Source organism: Nocardia transvalensis (assembly GCF_015477765.1).
In the GTDB taxonomy this organism is placed as follows: domain Bacteria; phylum Actinomycetota; class Actinomycetes; order Mycobacteriales; family Mycobacteriaceae; genus Nocardia; species Nocardia transvalensis_A.
The window spans coordinates 68,817-85,362 of sequence record NZ_JADLQQ010000011.1; the positions used below are offsets into that span (position 1 = coordinate 68,817).

12 protein-coding genes and 4 tRNA genes are annotated in these 16,546 nt (G+C 66.3%); 6 read left to right on the plus strand and 10 right to left on the minus strand.

Annotated features, from left to right (window positions below):
* The 5 genes from IU452_RS29195 to IU452_RS29215 form a co-directional block, all read right to left on the minus strand.
* The gene (locus IU452_RS29195; protein WP_195112591.1) at positions 1-702 is read right to left on the minus strand and encodes a polyprenol monophosphomannose synthase; all 702 of its coding nucleotides are present in this window, start codon (positions 700-702) and stop codon (positions 1-3) included.
* Positions 703-1,653: 951 nt separating this feature from the next.
* A tRNA-Phe gene (locus tag IU452_RS29200) sits at positions 1,654-1,727 on the minus strand.
* Between the two features lie 34 nt (positions 1,728-1,761).
* Positions 1,762-1,835: transfer RNA gene (locus IU452_RS29205), tRNA-Asp, on the minus strand.
* Between the two features lie 28 nt (positions 1,836-1,863).
* Positions 1,864-1,936, minus strand: a tRNA-Glu gene (locus IU452_RS29210).
* A 122-nt stretch (positions 1,937-2,058) separates the two neighbouring features.
* Positions 2,059-2,718, minus strand: a complete 660-nt coding sequence (locus tag IU452_RS29215; protein WP_195112421.1) for a TetR/AcrR family transcriptional regulator — start codon at positions 2,716-2,718, stop codon at positions 2,059-2,061.
* A 985-nt stretch (positions 2,719-3,703) separates the two neighbouring features.
* On the opposite strand from IU452_RS29215, the gene IU452_RS29220 reads away from it, so the two are divergent.
* From IU452_RS29220 to phoU, 6 genes are all read left to right on the plus strand, one after another.
* Positions 3,704-3,776: transfer RNA gene (locus IU452_RS29220), tRNA-Lys, on the plus strand.
* 149 nt (positions 3,777-3,925) lie between these two features.
* On the plus strand, positions 3,926-4,516 hold the full coding sequence (locus IU452_RS29225; protein ID WP_195112422.1) for a DUF937 domain-containing protein: 591 nt from the start codon (positions 3,926-3,928) through the stop codon (positions 4,514-4,516).
* A 315-nt stretch (positions 4,517-4,831) separates the two neighbouring features.
* Entirely contained in the window at positions 4,832-5,815 is a 984-nt protein-coding gene (locus tag IU452_RS29230) for an acyl-ACP desaturase (RefSeq protein WP_195112423.1), read from the plus strand.
* A 339-nt stretch (positions 5,816-6,154) separates the two neighbouring features.
* Complete coding sequence (dusB, locus tag IU452_RS29235) at positions 6,155-7,303, plus strand: tRNA dihydrouridine synthase DusB (RefSeq protein ID WP_195112592.1); 1,149 nt, start codon at positions 6,155-6,157, stop codon at positions 7,301-7,303.
* A 187-nt stretch (positions 7,304-7,490) separates the two neighbouring features.
* A complete protein-coding gene (locus IU452_RS29240) occupies positions 7,491-9,911 on the plus strand; it encodes an LCP family protein (protein ID WP_324192882.1) in 2,421 nt (806 codons plus the stop codon).
* 99 nt (positions 9,912-10,010) lie between these two features.
* Entirely contained in the window at positions 10,011-10,682 is a 672-nt protein-coding gene (gene phoU, locus IU452_RS29245) for a phosphate signaling complex protein PhoU (RefSeq protein WP_195112424.1), read from the plus strand.
* On the opposite strand, the gene IU452_RS29250 is transcribed toward phoU, so the two are convergent.
* From IU452_RS29250 to pstS, 5 genes are all read right to left on the minus strand, one after another.
* The gene (locus IU452_RS29250; RefSeq protein ID WP_416382381.1) at positions 10,679-12,301 is read right to left on the minus strand and encodes an MFS transporter; all 1,623 of its coding nucleotides are present in this window, start codon (positions 12,299-12,301) and stop codon (positions 10,679-10,681) included. The genes phoU and IU452_RS29250 overlap by 4 nt on opposite strands.
* Before the next feature lie 190 nt (positions 12,302-12,491).
* Positions 12,492-13,268, minus strand: a complete 777-nt coding sequence (pstB, locus tag IU452_RS29255; RefSeq protein WP_195112425.1) for a phosphate ABC transporter ATP-binding protein PstB — start codon at positions 13,266-13,268, stop codon at positions 12,492-12,494.
* Between the two features lie 19 nt (positions 13,269-13,287).
* Positions 13,288-14,190 (minus strand): phosphate ABC transporter permease PstA, encoded by a 903-nt coding sequence (pstA, locus tag IU452_RS29260; protein ID WP_195112426.1) that lies wholly within the window; start codon positions 14,188-14,190, stop codon positions 13,288-13,290.
* Entirely contained in the window at positions 14,190-15,167 is a 978-nt protein-coding gene (gene pstC, locus IU452_RS29265) for a phosphate ABC transporter permease subunit PstC (RefSeq protein WP_195112427.1), read from the minus strand. The genes pstA and pstC overlap by 1 nt, the downstream gene beginning before the upstream one ends.
* A gap of 93 nt (positions 15,168-15,260) precedes the next feature.
* Positions 15,261-16,385, minus strand: a complete 1,125-nt coding sequence (gene pstS / locus IU452_RS29270) for a phosphate ABC transporter substrate-binding protein PstS (RefSeq protein ID WP_195112428.1) — start codon at positions 16,383-16,385, stop codon at positions 15,261-15,263.
* Positions 16,386-16,546: the final 161 nt, after the last annotated feature.

Genomic DNA, 16,546 nt, shown 5'->3' on the forward strand with positions numbered 1-16,546 from the left:
CTACAGCTGTCGGCCGAACAGCAGCTTCCACGGCATGAGGGCCGACTCGAGCTGCACCCTCAGGCTCATCTTGGAGGCGCCCTTGGTGCGCTCCTCGAACCGGATCGGGACCTCGGCGATGGTGAAGCCCTTCTTGATGGTCCGGTAGTTCATCTCGACCTGGAAGGAGTAACCGTTGCTGCGGATGGCGGCGACGTCGATCGCGCGCAACGTGTCGGCCTTCCATGCCTTGAAGCCGGCGGTGGCGTCCTTGACGCCCAGGCGCAGGATCAGGTTGACGTAGAAGTTGGCCCAGGCCGACAGGGCCTTGCGGTACCACTTCCACTCCGCGGCGGTCGAACCGCCCTCGACATAGCGGGAGCCGAGCACCACACCCGCGCCGGAGTTCTCGAGCTTGTCGAGCATGGCCGGGATGACCTCGGCCGGATGGGACAGGTCGGCGTCCATCTGGATGACGACGTCGGCGCCCTCGTCGAGGGCCTTGGTGATACCGGCGACGTAGGCGCGCCCGAGCCCGTCCTTCTCGGTGCGGTGCAGCACACCCACCGCATTCGGCAGTTCGGCGGCGAGCTTGTCGGCGACCTCGCCGGTGCCGTCCGGCGAGTTGTCGTCGACGACCAGCACGTGCAGGTCGGCGACCGGTAGCGCGGTCAGCCGCTCCACCGCCACCGGCAGGTTCTCCCGCTCGTTGTAGGTCGGCACCACCACGGTCACCTTCACAAGTCGCCCTCCCGCTCGAATGCGCGCGCTATCACTGCTGCACAGACGGTAGCTGATTCACCTTTGGAAATGCTGAGCCGGTCCAGCTCAGTCGCTGTCGCTCCAGCTCCGATCCCTGGCATCCTCGCGCGCATTGCGTTCCCGCGCGATGTCCAGGGCCCGCTCCGCGGTAGCCCGGTCGGGATAAGGCCCCATCCGGTCGGCAAACCAACACCGTTTCCCCTGCTCGGCCCGATGATGCTTCAAGCAGTAGTACCACCCGTTGTCCGACTCACCCATGTGATCATGCTCCCACCCCCACCGGCCTCTGTCACCGCCACCAGCTAACTTCCCTCAACCCCCACATCCGTGAATGTTTTGAAACGAATCCCTCGCAACGAATCACACAATTCCCAAACGGAACCAATCTTTCCCCCCATGTGATTTCACCCCACCCCGCCCCCATCGATCGCCAATCGCTATCGGAATGACGGAGATCACCGATTCACCGAAGCACTTAGCTTAGCCTTCCATGCCCGATATCCGAAGCCCCCCACCGTTTCCCCACCCAAAACCCGCACCCGCCCCCGATTACAGATACCCGTCAGCAAAAACCCCTACTACCCCCACCCCCAGGGATCCCACCGTCCACGAGAGAAGATCCCGGCCAAAGCACGCCGGGATGACGAGATTGACTGCCGGATGACGAGATTGGCATGCCGACGACGAGTTTGCCGCACCGGATGAAGAGATTGCCCACGAATCCCAAGAACCCACACAACCAGCCAAAACACAACCAAAGATCAAAGGAAGGCCCCACGAAAGCGCAACCACTGGAAGGGGGGTCCAGGGGGGCGAAGCCCCCTTGGGATGGGGGTGTGGGGGGCGCGCCCCCCACATATCACCCTCGAACAAGGCAAAGGCTCTCCCTGAGCAGGGGAGAGCCTGAGAGGGTGGCCAAGGCCGGGATCGAACCGGCGACCTTCCGCTTTTCAGGCGGACGCTCGTACCAACTGAGCTACCTGGCCGGGGCACCCGAACCGAATGCCTAAGCATAACTTGCGACCCTGACGGGACTCGAACCCGCGACCTCCGCCGTGACAGGGCGGCGCGCTAACCAACTGCGCCACAGGGCCTTGCTCTGCTCCAACGGTGTTGCCACCGTACCCCCTACGGGATTCGAACCCGCGCTACCGCCTTGAAAGGGCGGCGTCCTAGGCCGCTAGACGAAGGGGGCCCGCCGGATGTCTCCGGTCCGTTTCTCAACGGCTTCCGTTGGGAGCCCGGATAGCTTATGACAGCCCGAGCGGGATTCCCAAATCGGCTGGTCAGAGGCCCAACTGCGACCTGGACAGCCGATCACACACCGAGATCCTCCATCCGCGCGGACGCCCGCCAGCCGCTGTGCCGGAACTCGTCGAGCCACTCGGGGGTGGCCATGGACTCGACGATGACCTCGAGCGCCTCGGTGAATCGGGTCCGCAGATCGGACCCGCCACCGAGCAGGTCGATGATGTAGCGCTGCCCGGCCAGGGCGGCGGTGAGGGTGCGCGTGAACCGGTCCGGGTCGGCGTCGGGCCGCAGCTGCTTCTGCTCGATGGCCCGCACGGCCAGCAGCCGGGTCGACCTGCCCAGGATGCGCCCGCCGCCGGCCTGGACGTCCCGATAGAACTCCGGCTCGATGACGAGCCGGAATTCGGCCTGGATGATGATGTCGTTCTCGAGTCGCAGCGCGACCTCGTCGACCATCCCGTGCAGGACGTCCAGCGGCCCGAGATCGGTTCGAGCGAGCCACCTTTCGGTGGTCGCCCGGTACCGTTCGACGGCGGCGTCCAGTACCGCGCGTGCCAGGTCCTCCTTCGAGTCGAAGTGGAAGTACATCGCCCCCTTGGTGGCGCGCGATCCTTCCAATATGCGGTTCAGCGATGCCGCGGCATAGCCGCTCTTCCCGAATTCAACGGCGGCGGACCTGATGATCGCCGCACGTGTCCGGCGGGCCCGCTCTTGCTGCCGTGCCATGCTCGAAACGCCTCCGAAGCTACTTGCCGCCGGAGGACCCCCCATTGAGAACGGTCCTCGACGCGAAGTTATGAGATTTTCAATTACTTCAACTCGGGCTATCGCCCGGTTTTCAGACTTTGGGTACGAAAAATCGCGAGAAACTAGAAGCACACCAGGTGGTATAGTTTTCGACGCCCGGGTGCGCTGCAGGGGGTGCGCACCCGGGCGTTTTCTTCGTCTCGGATCAGCCTCCTGCGACGCGGTCTCCAGGGCATCGCGAACGGCCAGACCGGTCGCGACACGTTCGGGCACATCAACCATAGGCCGAATCCCATCTCGCCGGGGTACTCCCGGTTCTTGCGGAATTCACCAAGCGGTCACCGTACCTCGAAACGGCGCGCGACGTGCGGCGTACCGGCAAGTCAGTTCGCTGGATTGCCTTTCGTCCCTTATGGCAAATACTCCGCTACCGTTTGGGTGATTGGCGCCTTTCGCGAATTCCGCCGCGCCCCAGGACCGTTCACGGCCGGCCCGGCACTCCCCTGCCGCCCGGCCGCCGACCCCGTCCACCCACCCGCCCGGGCGCCGGCTCCCGGGTCGCTTCTCCGCCACTGCCAAACCTCCGATACCAATCGTGTTGCCACGCACCACGATTGGAAGATGTTTACATATTTCCGCTGTGAAACAAATTGGGAACCAAAGCGATTGCCCCCGGCTTCGGTCCGCCGCCGCGGGCACCCTGCTGCTTGCGGACGTATCGTCGGGCCGCCCGCACACGTATCACCCAAGTGCCATGGCGCGCCGAAGTTCCGGGCCGAGGCATACCGGGAGCCCGTGCGTCAGGGGATGCCGAGGCCTGGGCGGCGGGCCCGGCAAGACGCGGCACCGAGCCGGCGATGGTTGCCGGTCGCCGCGGGCCTACCAGGGCAAACGACCGCATCCCGAGAGACGAACGGATACCGGTTACCACTTGTGCGCGACGCACACTAGACTTGCCCACCGCGCCCCTATAGCTCAGTTGGTAGAGCTACGGACTTTTAATCCGCAGGTCCCAGGTTCGAGCCCTGGTGGGGGCACCCGTCACGTCGGGCCGGAGCGAGCAGTCGTTCCGGCCCGACGGCGTTACAGGCACAGCCTGGCAAATCCCGCTCCCCGGCGTCGACGGGATCGCTTACTGTGGGGCTCGACCGGTAGTTACCGGCTCACTCACGAGAGAGGCGGAGCTATGACTTCCTTCGATGACCTGCTCTCCCAAGTCCCGATCGGGCAGATCGCCACGAAGCTCGGCGTCGACGAGGCGACCGCGCAGAGCGTGGTGTCCAAGGCCCTGCCGGTGTTGCTCGGCGGGCTCCAGGCAAAAACCGGCAACCCCGCGCAGGAACAGAAGCTGCAGGGTCTGGTCGATCAGAATCAGGACGAGAATCTGCTCGCCGGTGGGGTCGACATCGATCAGGTCGACGTGAACACCGGCGAGCGAATCGTCGACGACGTCTTCGGCTCCGACAAGAACACCGTCATCAATGCCCTGGGCGCGACCGGTGACTCGGGCGGCAACGATCTGGTCGCCAAGGTGCTGCCGATCCTGGCCCCGATCGTGCTGGCGTATCTCGGCAAGCAGATGGGCGGCCAGGGCGGCGCGGCCGAACAGACCGGGGGTGGCAACGGAGCGCTCGCGGAGATCCTCGGCGGCCTGCTCGGCGGCGCCGCCGGTGGTAAGAGCGGCGGCCTGGGCGGTGCGCTCTCCGACGCGCTGGGCAAGAACGCCGGGGGCGTGCTGGGCAACGTGCTGGGTGGTTTGCTGAAGGGCAAGCGCTGAGAGCTCGATCACCTCGAGACACCTCTCGATTCGCGTCATGCAAACCGCCCGCCGCCCTTGCCGCGGGCGGTTTTTCAAGCCGCGGCTAACACCTCGGCGCGCAGGACGATAGTTACCGAGCGGCGGATGACACGCTTACACTCGGAAGTATCGGGAATGCGCCGACTAGGCCGTATGAGTTCGATCACGGACACTGTTAAGTCACTCTGATGCGTTTCGCATCACACCTACGGTGTCGTAAGGTATGAGGCCGCGACGGCACGACCTCAGGGGGTCGACGAGCAAGACGCACGACAACATCGAAGGGCGCACTTTATGGCAAGGGATCTGACTCAACTCGAACTGCTGACGGAGTTGGAGCCGGTTGCCGAGGAGAACGTCAACCGCCACCTCACGCTGGCAAAAGATTGGAATCCGCACGACTACGTGCCGTGGGACGATGGCCGCAACTTCGCGGCGCTCGGGGGCGTCGACTGGGATCCTTCACAGTCGAAGCTGAGTGAGGTCGCCAAGGCGGCCATGATCACCAACCTGCTCACCGAGGACAATCTGCCCTCCTACCACCGCGAGATCGCCGAGAACTTCTCTCAGGACGGCGCCTGGGGAACGTGGGTGGGCCGCTGGACCGCGGAAGAGAACCGCCACGGCATCGTCATGCGCGACTACCTGGTGGTGACCCGCGGCGTGGATCCTGTCGCCCTGGAAGAGGCGCGCATGGTGCACATGACCAACGGCTTCGCGTCGCCGGTCGATCAGCTGCCCGAGGGGCAGGCCGGATTCCTGTACTCGGTCGCGTACGTGACCTTCCAGGAGTTGGCCACCCGCGTCAGCCACCGCAACACCGGCAAGGTCTGCGACGACCCGATCGCCGACCGCATGCTGCAGCGCGTCGCCGCCGACGAGAACCTGCACATGATCTTCTACCGCAACATGTGCGGTGCGGCCCTGGATCTGGTGCCCGACCAGGCCATCGAGGCGATCGACCTGATCCTCGAGAACTTCCAGATGCCCGGCGCCGGAATGCCCAACTTCCGCCGCAACGGCGTGCTCATGGCCAAGCACGGCATCTACGACCTGCGCCAGCACCTGGAAGAGGTGGTGCAGCCGGTACTGAAGAAGTGGCGCATCTTCGAACGCGACGACTTCACCGCCCGTGGCGAGCAGACCCGCGAGCGCCTCGGCCTGTATCTGGAAAAGCTGAGCAAGGACGTGGTGAAGTTCGAGGAGCAGCGCGACCGCATGCTCGCCCGCGAGGCCGCCAAGCGCGAACGCGAACTGGCCGGCAGCGCCGCCCGCTGACGCCACCACCCCACCCCGCGTGACGCCCGCGCCCCGGCGCCACGCCGCCCCTTCAGATACTCGTCGCACCCCGCGGACCGGTGTCACCCGCCGCGGGGTGCGACGTCACCGTGCCCCGCGGGCCCGGCATCGCCGATCCACAGATCTGCCGTCATCCAACCCGCAGATCCCGGCATCGCTCGACCGCGGGTTTCGGCATTGCTCGACCCACAGGTCCCGGCATCGCTCAACTCGCACATCCCGGCATCGCTCGGCCCGCACAATCCCGACGTGCTGTTGGCCGGGACCTCCCCCGGGCGTGATCCGGGGCACTTCGGCTCGGATGGGAAACTGGGAATCATGACCGTGGCGCTCGAGACCGAGAACGACTTGCGGATCGGCCCCTATCCGGTCGATCCGCCGGTTGTGCTCGCACCGATGGCCGGGATCACCAATGTGGCGTTCCGGACGCTGTGCCGGGAGTTCGGCAGTGCCACCTCGATCTATGTGTGCGAGATGATCACCGCCCGGGCGGTGGTGGAGCGCAACGAGAAGACGCTGCACATGATGTCGTTCGGCCCGGACGAGCATCCCCGGTCGATGCAGCTGTACGGCGTGGACCCGGCCACCATCGGTGAGGCCGTGCGGATCATCGTCGGCGAGGGCTGGGCCGATCACGTCGATCTGAACCTGGGCTGCCCGGTCCCGAAGGTGACCCGGCTCGGTGGCGGGGCCGCGCTGCCGTACAAGCGGCGGCTGTTCGAGGCGATCGTGCGCGCGATGGTGAGCGCCGCCGAGCCCGCGGGCGTGCCGGTCACGGTGAAGTTCCGCATCGGCATCGACGACGACCACATCACCTACCTGGATGCCGGACGCATCGCGGAGGCCGAGGGAGCCGCGGCGGTGGCCCTGCATGCCCGCACCGCGGCGCAGCGGTATTCCGGGGAGGCCGACTGGTCGGCGATCGCCCGGCTCAAGGAGGCGGTCACCACCATTCCGGTGCTGGGCAACGGCGATATCTTCAGCGCCGACGATGCCGTGCGCATGATGGCCGAAACCGGTTGCGACGGTGTGGTGGTCGGCCGCGGCTGCCTCGGCCGTCCGTGGCTGTTCGCCGAACTGCAGGCCGCACTGCGCGGCGAACCGGTGCCGGCGGGCCCGAATCTGGGCCGCGTGAGCGAGATCCTGTACCGCCACGCCGCCCTGCTGGCCGACCATTTCGGCGAGGACAAGGGCATGCGTGATCTGCGCAAGCACATGGCCTGGTACCTGATGGGCTTCCCGGTGGGCGCCGAGCTGCGCCGCCGCTTCGCCACCGTCTCCACCCTCACCGAACTTCAGGACCTCATCGCCCAACTGGACCCCACCGCGCCCTTCCCGAAGGACGCCGAGGGCCCGCGCGGCCGCCAGGGCTCCCCCGGCAAGGTCAGCCTTCCCCACGGCTGGCTCGACGACCCCGAGGACGCGACCGTCCCCTGCGCCGCCGACGTGATGCACTCGGGCGGCTGATCGTCGGCCGTCGACAGCACGCCCGTTTTGGGACGGGATGGGTAGCTTGCGCCGTGTCCGGTGGCCGATCGTGGCTCAATCGTTATCATGGCGGAGGCCGGTGATCATGTTGTAGCAGCAAGTGGTCGCGGCGCCGGGTCGATTCACAGGGTTCGGCCTGCGGTGAAGAGTGAAGTGAGGTTCGTTGGTGGGTGACGACGATCGGCACGGGCAGCCGCCCGAGCCCGGAGGTCGCGTCCCCTGGGAGCGCTACTCCACAGGCGACCCTGCCCACGAGGCCGACCACTCCGGACGCCGCAACCGCTACGCCGACGAATCCCCGTCCGCCGAACCGCTCACGGTCCACGATCTCGTCCAGAAGGTCGACAACGAGCGAACCCGCCACCACGGCTCCAGCGGCCGCCACGGCGCTCACGCCGACCCCGTCCCCCCCGGTGTCGCCGACATGCCGACCGACACCGCCCTCCCGATAAACCCCACCCCCTCCCGCGCCCCCGCCGCCGACGACGCGCGCACACCCTTCCGCACGCCCTCTACCGACAACTCCCCCAACGCCTTCCGCGCACCGACCGCAGACGACTCCGGCGGCCCCTCGCGCGCCCCCGTTCCCGACAGTGCCTACGGCACGCGCGCGCACGCCGCCGACAACACCGTCGCAGGCTTGCGCGGACCGGCCGAGGACGACACACGACGTCCCTCCCGCGCCCCCGGCGCTGACGATGCCCGCCGAGCATCTCGTGCACCGGCCACGGGCGACGATGGCGGGCCTACGCGCGCACCGGCTTCCGGGGCCTCGCGAGCACCTGCTTCCGGTGAGGCTCCTACTGCCTTCCATGCACCGGCGGGTGATGACACTCGCGGCGGTCGGCAGGCGCCTCCGTCTGGCAAGGGGGCCAAGGGGTTTCGGGCGGCTGCGGGCGATGAGGCGCCCACGGCTCTGTATGCGCCTGCGGACGTCGAGACGGACCCGGAGGGTGCGTCGGCCATTGCCGATCATGTGACCGATGTCCTTCCCGCTCCGGATGTCGACGAGACTTCGGGGCGGCGGCGGTCGGCGAAACCGGAAGCCGTTGGGAAGCAGCAGTTGTCGCGGCTGGCGGCGAATCGGCAGCGGCGGGTTCGGCGGTTGCGGCTGATTTCGCGCAGTGCGACCGCGGCGTGCGCGGTGCTGACACTCGTGCTGACGGGGGCGGGGTGGAATTACCTGCGCGCCACCGATCATGGGTTCAATCGGGTGGCCGCGGTGGACGAGAACTCCGCCGATATCGTGAATCCGGGCGGGCAGCTCGGTGATGAGAACTTCCTGATCATCGGCAACGACACCCGGGCGGGCGCGGACGGCCAACTGGGCGCGGGCACCACCGACGACGCCGAGGGGGCGCGTGCGGACACCGTCATGCTGGTGAACATCCCGGAGAACCGGCAGCGGGTGGTCGTGGTCTCCTTCCCCCGCGACCTGGACATCTCCCGCCCCTCCTGCGAGGGCTGGGACAACGAGAACCGCCGCTACACCGGCACCACGTTCCCGGCGGCCATGGGCGACAAGCTCAATGCCGTCTACGCCCTCGGCGGCCCCAAATGCCTGACCGCGGTGATCACCAAGCTGTCCGGCCTGAAGATCAATCACTTCATCGGCTTGGACTTCAGCGGATTCCAGTCGATGGTGGACACCGTCGGCGGCGTCGAGGTCTGCACCAGCAAGCCACTTGTCGACGAGGAACTCGGCACCATCCTGCCCACGCCGGGCAAGCAGACCATCAACGGAACCACCGCGCTGGACTATGTGCGAGCCCGCCACGTGCAGGGTGAATTCCGCAGCGACTACGACCGCATCAACCGCCAGCAGCGCTTCATGTCATCGCTGCTGCGCAGTGCGCTGTCGAACAAGACGCTGTTCGATCCGGGCAAGATGAACGCCTTCATCAACGCCTTCACCGGACACGCGCTGATGGACAACGTCAAAACCAACGACCTGCTCACCCTGGGCCGTTCACTGCAGAAGGTGGACGCGGGTGCGATCACGTTCCTGACCGTGCCCACCGCCGGAACCACCTCCTACGGCAACGAGATTCCGCGCGAACAGGACATCAAGGCGATCTTCACCGCGGTCATCGACGACCAGCCGCTGCCCGGTGAGAAGAAGCCGGTCGCACCGCCCACCACCACCGCACCGCCCGCACCCCGTCAGCTGACCGCGGTCGACCCGAGCACGGTCTCGGTGCAGGTGTCCAACGGCTCCGGGATGACCGGGGTGGCGGCCACGGCCGCAAACAAGCTGTCCAATCAGGGTTTTCAGATCTACAACGTCGGAAACTACGCGGGCGGAAACATTTCCACCACCAAGGTGCGCTATGCGGCGGGCCACGAGGCCGAGGCGGCGACGGTGGCCTCCGCGATTCCGGGCGCGACACTGGAGGCCGCCTCGGGTCTCGGCAGCATCGTCGAGGTCGCCCTGGGCGCCGATTACACGGGCACGATCCGCACGCCGGTGGCCTTCGGCAGCACACTTCCGGCGGTGCCCACGACCACCGGCGGTGCACCGGAGACCCCTGTCACACTGCCGTCGGACCTCGAGCACGTCAACGCCGCCGACGACCTGTGCAAGTAACCGGCGCTCACCTGCGTCGATGTGGCTAGCCACGGGCAACACCAGTGGTTCACCCACCGTTCGTGACTTGGTCAGCGCCGGGAACTAATGTTTGGTTTCATGCGTGTCATCTACAACGAACAAATGGTCGACCTCGCCAATCTGCTGGGTGAGATGGTCGGCCTGGCGGGCTCCGCCATGGAGCGGGCGACCCAGTCGCTGCTGCAGGCCGATCTGACGCTGGCCGAGCAGGTGATCAGCGAGTACGACCGGATCGCCGAGATGAACACGCTGGCCGAGGAAAAGGCGTTCGCCCTGCTGGCGCTGCAGGCTCCGGTGGCCGGTGATCTGCGGCAGGTGGTCAGCGCGATCCAGATCGTCGGCGATGTGAACCGGATGGGCGCACTGGCCCTGCATGTGGCGAAGGTCGCGCGGCGGCGGCATCCGAATCACGCTCTGCCCGAAGCGGTCAACGGTTACTTCGCCGAGATGGGTCGCATCGCGGTGAATATGGGTGCGGCGGCCAGGGAGGTGCTCGAGACCCGCGATCCCGAGCGGGCCGCGCAACTCAACCAGGACGACGAGGCGATGGACGATCTGCATCGCCATCTGTTCACCCTGCTGATGGACCGGGAATGGAAGTACGGCGTAGCGGCCGCCGTGGACGTCACGCTGCTCGGCCGCTACTACGAACGTTTCGCCGACCACGCGGTGGAGATCGGCCGCCGGGTGGTGTTCCTGGTGACCGGCGTGCTGCCCCCGGACGAGGACGCGGAAACCGAGAAGATCTAGGGCGCGTCCGCGTTCGCCTCGTCTCGCCAGCCGAGCAGCACCGAATTTCCGTGTTCGGGTTTCCAGGGCAGCAGGAACGCGACCGCGACGGTGCAGACCAGCAGGGCTCCGACCGCGACGTAGGAGGCGAACTGGGCGCCCTCGAGGGCGGCTGCCTTCATGGCGTGGATGAGGTCCGCCTTGGGCTTGGCCAGGAACGGGGTGACCGGAGTCTTGATGATCTCGATGACGCTGATCGGGGTGTCGCGGGCGATGCTCTTCTGGTCGGGGTTCATGATCGCGTTCGGGATGGCGTCGATGCGCGAGCCGACTCGGTTGCTGTAGACCGAGGTCATGATCGAACCGAGGACCGCGACGCCGAGCGCGCCGCCGACCTCACGGGTGGTGTCGTTGACCGCCGATCCCGCACCCGCCGCCGCGAGCGGGACCGAACCCATGATCGATTCGGTGGCCGGTCCCTGCACGACGCCGAATCCGATGCCCAACAGCACCATCGAGACGACAACCGGTCCCAGATAAGGCGTTTCGACCTTCACCTGTCCCGCGATGTACATGCCGGCCGCCAGGAGCAGCAGACCGCCGATCATCGTCGCGGTGGTGCCGATGCGCTGCGCCACCAGCGTCGCGATGGGCGCGCCGAATCCGACCGCGGCGGCGAACGGCAGGGAGTGGATGCCGAATTCCAGTGCGCTGTACTCCTTCACGCCCTGGAAGTACTGGGTGATGAGGAACAGGAATCCGAAGGCGCAGAAATACGACACCGTGATCGCCACCGAGGGCACCGAGAACCGGCGGATGCGGAACAGCCGCACATCCAGCACCGGCGATTCCACCCGCAGCTCCCACGCCACATAGGCCACCAGCAACACCAGCGAGACGGCGTAGCCGGCCAGGCTGCGACCGGCCAGCCAGCCGTGCTTGGGCGCATCGATGATCGTCCACACCAGGGTGGTCACCGCGACGAGAGACAGCACGATCCCGACGACGTCGAGGCGGCCCGTGTGCTCGGCGCGCGACTCCGGCACCACCCACAGCACGGCCACGATCGCGATCAGAGCGATCGGCACGTTGATCCAGAACACCGCGTGCCAGCTGAAGTATTCGAGCAGCCACCCGCCGGTGATCGGTCCGATGGCCACTGCGATACCGGCCATCGCCGTCCACAGCGCGATGGCCGCGGCTCGGCCGCGGGCCTCGGGAAACAGATTGATGATCAGTGCGAGCGTGGCCGGGAAGACCGCCGCGGCGAAGACGCCCATCCCCGCCCGCGCGGCGATCACCTGACCGAGGCCGGTCGACAGCGCCCCCGCGCCCGACATGACCGCCACACCGGCCAGGCCGATGATCATGACCCGTCGGCGCCCGAAGCGGTCGCCCAGATGTCCCAGTGCCAGCAGCAGCCCGGAGAAGGCCAGCGTGAAGGCGTCCACGATCCACTGCAGCCCACTCATTCGCGCCTGCAACTGCACAGCGATCGATGGCAGCGCCACATTGACCAACGTGTTGTCCAGCACGACAAGCAATTCCGCGAGACAGATCGCGAGCAGAGCGATGATCCGCATCCGCATCGCGACCGGCATACGCTGCTCGGATCGCAGGCTCACCGTTGATACCGCCATCCGCCGCCTCCTGACTATAACGATCGGTGTAGTTGCCTGAGACCGTATCTGTTACGTCAGGTTGCATACAACCGCCCACGGTATGAGATGGCGTAGCTAACAGCGGGCGTTATGAGTGACGTCACCCACATCCTGTAGGAAAGGAAGTGGGGCACCGAGTCCCGGCATGCTTTCGGCCGGGACCTCCGGCTTATCCGAAGCGGCCGGAGATGTAGTCCTCGGTCTCCTTGCGGGAGGGGTTGGAGAAGATCTTCTCCGTCTCGTCGATCTCGACGAGCTTGCCGGGCTTGCCCTGGGCCTCGAGGTTGAAGAAGGCCGTCTGATCGCTCACGCGGGCGGCCTGCTGCATGTTGTGGGTGACGATGACGATGGTGAATTCCTTCTTCAGCTCCGAGATCAGATCCTCGATCGCGAGCGTGGAGATGGGGTCCAGCGCCGAACAGGGCTCGTCCATCAGCAGCACATCCGGCGACACCGCGATGGCGCGGGCGATGCACAGCCGCTGCTGCTGACCGCCGGACAGGCCACCACCGGGCTTGTCGAGGCGGTCCTTCACCTCGTTCCACAGGTTCGCACCGCGCAGCGACCGCTCGGCGACCTCGTCGAGCTCCTTCTTGTTGCGCACCCCCTGCAGCTTCAGCCCCGCCACCACGTTGTCGCGAATGGACATGGTGGGGAACGGGTTCGGCCGCTGGAACACCATGCCGATGGTGCGCCGCACACCCACCGGGTCCACGGTGGACCCGTAGATGTCCTCGCCGTCCAGCAGCACCGCACCCTCGACCCGCGCACCCGGAGTCACCTCATGCATCCGGTTGAGCGAGCGCAGCACCGTGGACTTACCGCACCCCGAGGGACCGATGAAGGCGGTGACGCTGCGGGGCAGCACGGTCAGCGACACATCGGCGACGGCGTGGAACTTGCCGTAGTAGATATTGAGGTCCTTGACGTCGAACCGCTTGGCCATGTCGATATTCCGTTCGCTTCTATCGGTTCCGCGTGAGCAGCTTGTTGACGACCGCGGCTCCGAGATACAGCAGCGCGATCATGAGAATCAGCGTCAGCGACGCACCCCACACCCGCATCCGGCCCGCGGGCTCCGGGTTGGCCAGCTCCTGGTAGATCAGCAGCGGCAGCGACGCCATATTGCCGTTGAAGATATCGAAGTTGATCGACTTCGAGTAGCCGACCAGCACCAGCACCGGGGCGGTCTCACCCATCACGCGGGCCAGCGCCAGCAGCATGCCGCTGATCATCCCCGGCAGTGCGGTCGGCACGACGACCCGCATGATGGTCTTCCACTTCGGGATTCCCAAAGCGTAAGAGGCCTCGCGCAATTCGTCGGGCACGAGCTTGAGCATCTCCTCGGTGCTGCGCACCACCACCGGCAACATCAGCAGCACCAATGCCAGCGATACCGCGAACGAACTCTGGGGAAAGCCGAAGGTGGCGATCCAGAACGCGAAGACGAACAGCGCCGCGACGATCGAGGGCACACCGGCCAGGATGTCGACCATGAAGGTGGTGGTCTTGGCCAGCCGGCCGCGGCCGTATTCGACCAGGTAGATGGCGGCCATGATGCCCAGCGGCACCGCGATCACGGCCGCGACGGCCGACTGCACGATGGTGCCGTAGATCGCGTGGTAGACACCGCCGGAGAACTGGTCGGGCAGCACGCCGCGCTGCGAGTAGGTCCACCAGCCGCTGTGGATGACGGCGCGAAAACCCTTGTTGAGCACCAGGATCAGCACCCAGCCGAGCGGAATCAACGCGATCGCGAAGCACAGCCACATGACTCCGGTGGCGAGGCCGTTGCGAATCTTGCGGCCCGCGCTGACCTGACGGAACGCCGGCGCCTTGACCGGACGATCGAGCGTCGTGGTGGCCATCAGCCGTTCACCTTCCCTCCGGCAGCGATCCGGGCCAGCGCGTTGACCACGAAGGTCAGCACGAACAGCACGAAACCGGCCGCGATATAGGCGCCGGTGGGCAGCGCCTGACTGAATTCCGAAGCGGCCGAGGCGATCTTGGACGCGAAGGTGTAGCCGCCGTCGAACAGTGACAGGTGCCCCGCCTGGGCCGAGGTCCGCAGCACCACCAACACGGCGATGGTCTCACCGAGTGCGCGGCCGAGTCCGAGCATGGAACCGGCGATCACACCGCTGCGGCCGTAGGGCAGCACCGTCATCCGCACCACCTCCCATTTGGTGGCGCCGAGCGCCTGCGCGGCCTCGATGTGGGTGCGCGGTGTGAGATGGAATACCTCGCGCGCGACCGAGGTGATGATCGGCAGGATCATCACCGCGAGCACGACGCCCGCCGTGAAGATCGTGCCGCCACCGCCGATCGAGACGTTGCCGGACTTGAACAGGAAGAACCAGCCCAGGTTCTCGTTCAGGAACCGCTGGAACGGCTCGAGCTTCTGGGCCAGCACCAGATAGCCCCACAGACCGAACACGATCGAAGGCACCGCCGCGAGGAGATCCACCAGGATCGAGAACGGCCGCGCCAGCACCTCCGGTGCGTACTGCGTCAGGAACAACGCGATTCCGACGCCGATCGGCACCGCGATCACCAGCGCGAACACCGAACTCAGCACCGTGACCGTGAACAGGTCCCGGATGCCGAACTGCAGGTGGTCGGCATCGGAGGTGCTGAAATCGGTGCTGGTGAAGAAGTTCGCCTCGTTCGCGCGGATCGAGGGCACCGCCCGGATCAACAGGAACAGCGCGATGAGCGCGATGGCGGCGACGATGGTCGCGCCCGCCGCGGTGGCCAGCGAGCGGAAGATCCATTCCGCACTCTTGTTGTGGCCCTTGCTGCCGCGGCTGCTACGAGCCGGTTCGGTGCTGGTTTCGCTCGGCATGGAGGCAGTATCTCCGCCCCTCCGCGGGCCGGTGGAGTCCGACCGACCCGCGGGAGTGACTTCGTCGTGAACGGTCATGGGTCGTTTCCGCGATCAGGAAATGGCGTTGATCGCGGTGGTCAGCTTGGTCTTGAACGCATCCGGAATCGGCACGTATCCGGCCTCGTCGAGACCCTTCTGACCGTTGTTGATCGCCGAGGTCAGGAACGCCTTGACCGCCTTGGCGGTGTCGGCGTCGCCGTACTTGGAGCAGACGATCTCGTAGGTCGGCAGGATGATCGGGTAGGCGCCCGGATCGGACGGCTTGTAGAACGAGCTGGTGTCGATGACCAGATCGTTGCCCTCCCCCACGATCTTCGCGGTGGCGATCGCCTTACCGGCGGACTCGACGTTCAGCTGGACCGGCTTGGCGGCACCCTCGGTGAGGATGTGCGCGACCGACAGGTTCTGCGCCTTGGCGAACGACCACTCGTTGTAGGTGATCGAACCCTTGGTGTTCTTGATCGCGGCCGAGGTGCCCTCGTTGCCCTTGGCGCCCTCACCGACACCACCGGCGAACGACTTGCCCGCGCCCTTACCCCACGCGCCGTTGGAGGCGGCATCCAGGTACTTCTGGAAGTTGTCGGTGGTGCCGGACTCGTCGCTGCGGAAGATCACGCGGATGTCCTGGTCCGGCAGCTTGCCGGCGATGGCAGTGTTCAGCTGCTGAATCTCCGGAGCGTTCCACTTGGTGATCTGGCCGCTGAAGATCTTGGCCAGGGTCGGGCCGTCGAGCGCGAGATCGGTGACGCCATCGATGTTGTAGGTGACGGCGATCGGGCCGAAAACGGTCGGGAGGTTCCATGCCGGGGAGTTGCCGCAGCGCGTAGCGGCCTTCTCCGGCTCGCCCTTCTTCGGGTCCAGCGGGGAGTCCGAACCACCGAAATCGGTCTGACGGCCGATGAATTCGTTCACGCCGGCACCGGAGCCGCTCGAGGTGTAGTCCAGCGAGTGGCCGTCACAGTTCGCCTCGTAGGCCGCGACGAAACGATCCATGGCGTTCTTCTGCGCCGACGAACCGCTGGCCTTCAGCGCCTTCTTGCCTCCGCAATCGACGTCGACCTTGGCGGCGGGCGCACCGTTCGTGGCGGCGGGGTCGTCGCCGCCACAGGCGGACAGGGTCAGGGCTGCGCTAGCGGCCAGCACGCCGACCATGGCGCTACTGCGCTTGAGATTCACCTATTCCTCCGGGAATCGCGTTGTACACGCCCGATCCCTCAACGACCGGACGGGTGCTGTGGTGGGCCGGTTCGCGGAGAACTTGCACACCAGGCAGCGGAAAGCCGCCCACAAGTAACCTAGGTTCGGCCGGTTGACAGTTGGACCTGGGTAAGTGAACG

What these genes read in the sequence shown, in the direction of transcription:
- IU452_RS29230 (WP_195112423.1), top strand. Translation starts at nt 4,832, where the DNA reads ATGGCAAGGGATCTGACTCAACTCGAACTGCTGACGGAGTTGGAGCCG.
- phoU (WP_195112424.1), top strand. Translation starts at nt 10,011, where the DNA reads ATGCGTGTCATCTACAACGAACAAATGGTCGACCTCGCCAATCTGCTG.
- IU452_RS29225 (WP_195112422.1), top strand. Translation starts at nt 3,926, where the DNA reads ATGACTTCCTTCGATGACCTGCTCTCCCAAGTCCCGATCGGGCAGATC.
- pstC (WP_195112427.1), bottom strand. Translation starts at nt 15,167, where the DNA reads ATGCCGAGCGAAACCAGCACCGAACCGGCTCGTAGCAGCCGCGGCAGC.
- dusB (WP_195112592.1), top strand. Translation starts at nt 6,155, where the DNA reads ATGACCGTGGCGCTCGAGACCGAGAACGACTTGCGGATCGGCCCCTAT.
- pstB (WP_195112425.1), bottom strand. Translation starts at nt 13,268, where the DNA reads ATGGCCAAGCGGTTCGACGTCAAGGACCTCAATATCTACTACGGCAAG.
- IU452_RS29215 (WP_195112421.1), bottom strand. Translation starts at nt 2,718, where the DNA reads ATGGCACGGCAGCAAGAGCGGGCCCGCCGGACACGTGCGGCGATCATC.
- IU452_RS29250 (WP_416382381.1), bottom strand. Translation starts at nt 12,301, where the DNA reads ATGGCGGTATCAACGGTGAGCCTGCGATCCGAGCAGCGTATGCCGGTC.
- pstA (WP_195112426.1), bottom strand. Translation starts at nt 14,190, where the DNA reads ATGGCCACCACGACGCTCGATCGTCCGGTCAAGGCGCCGGCGTTCCGT.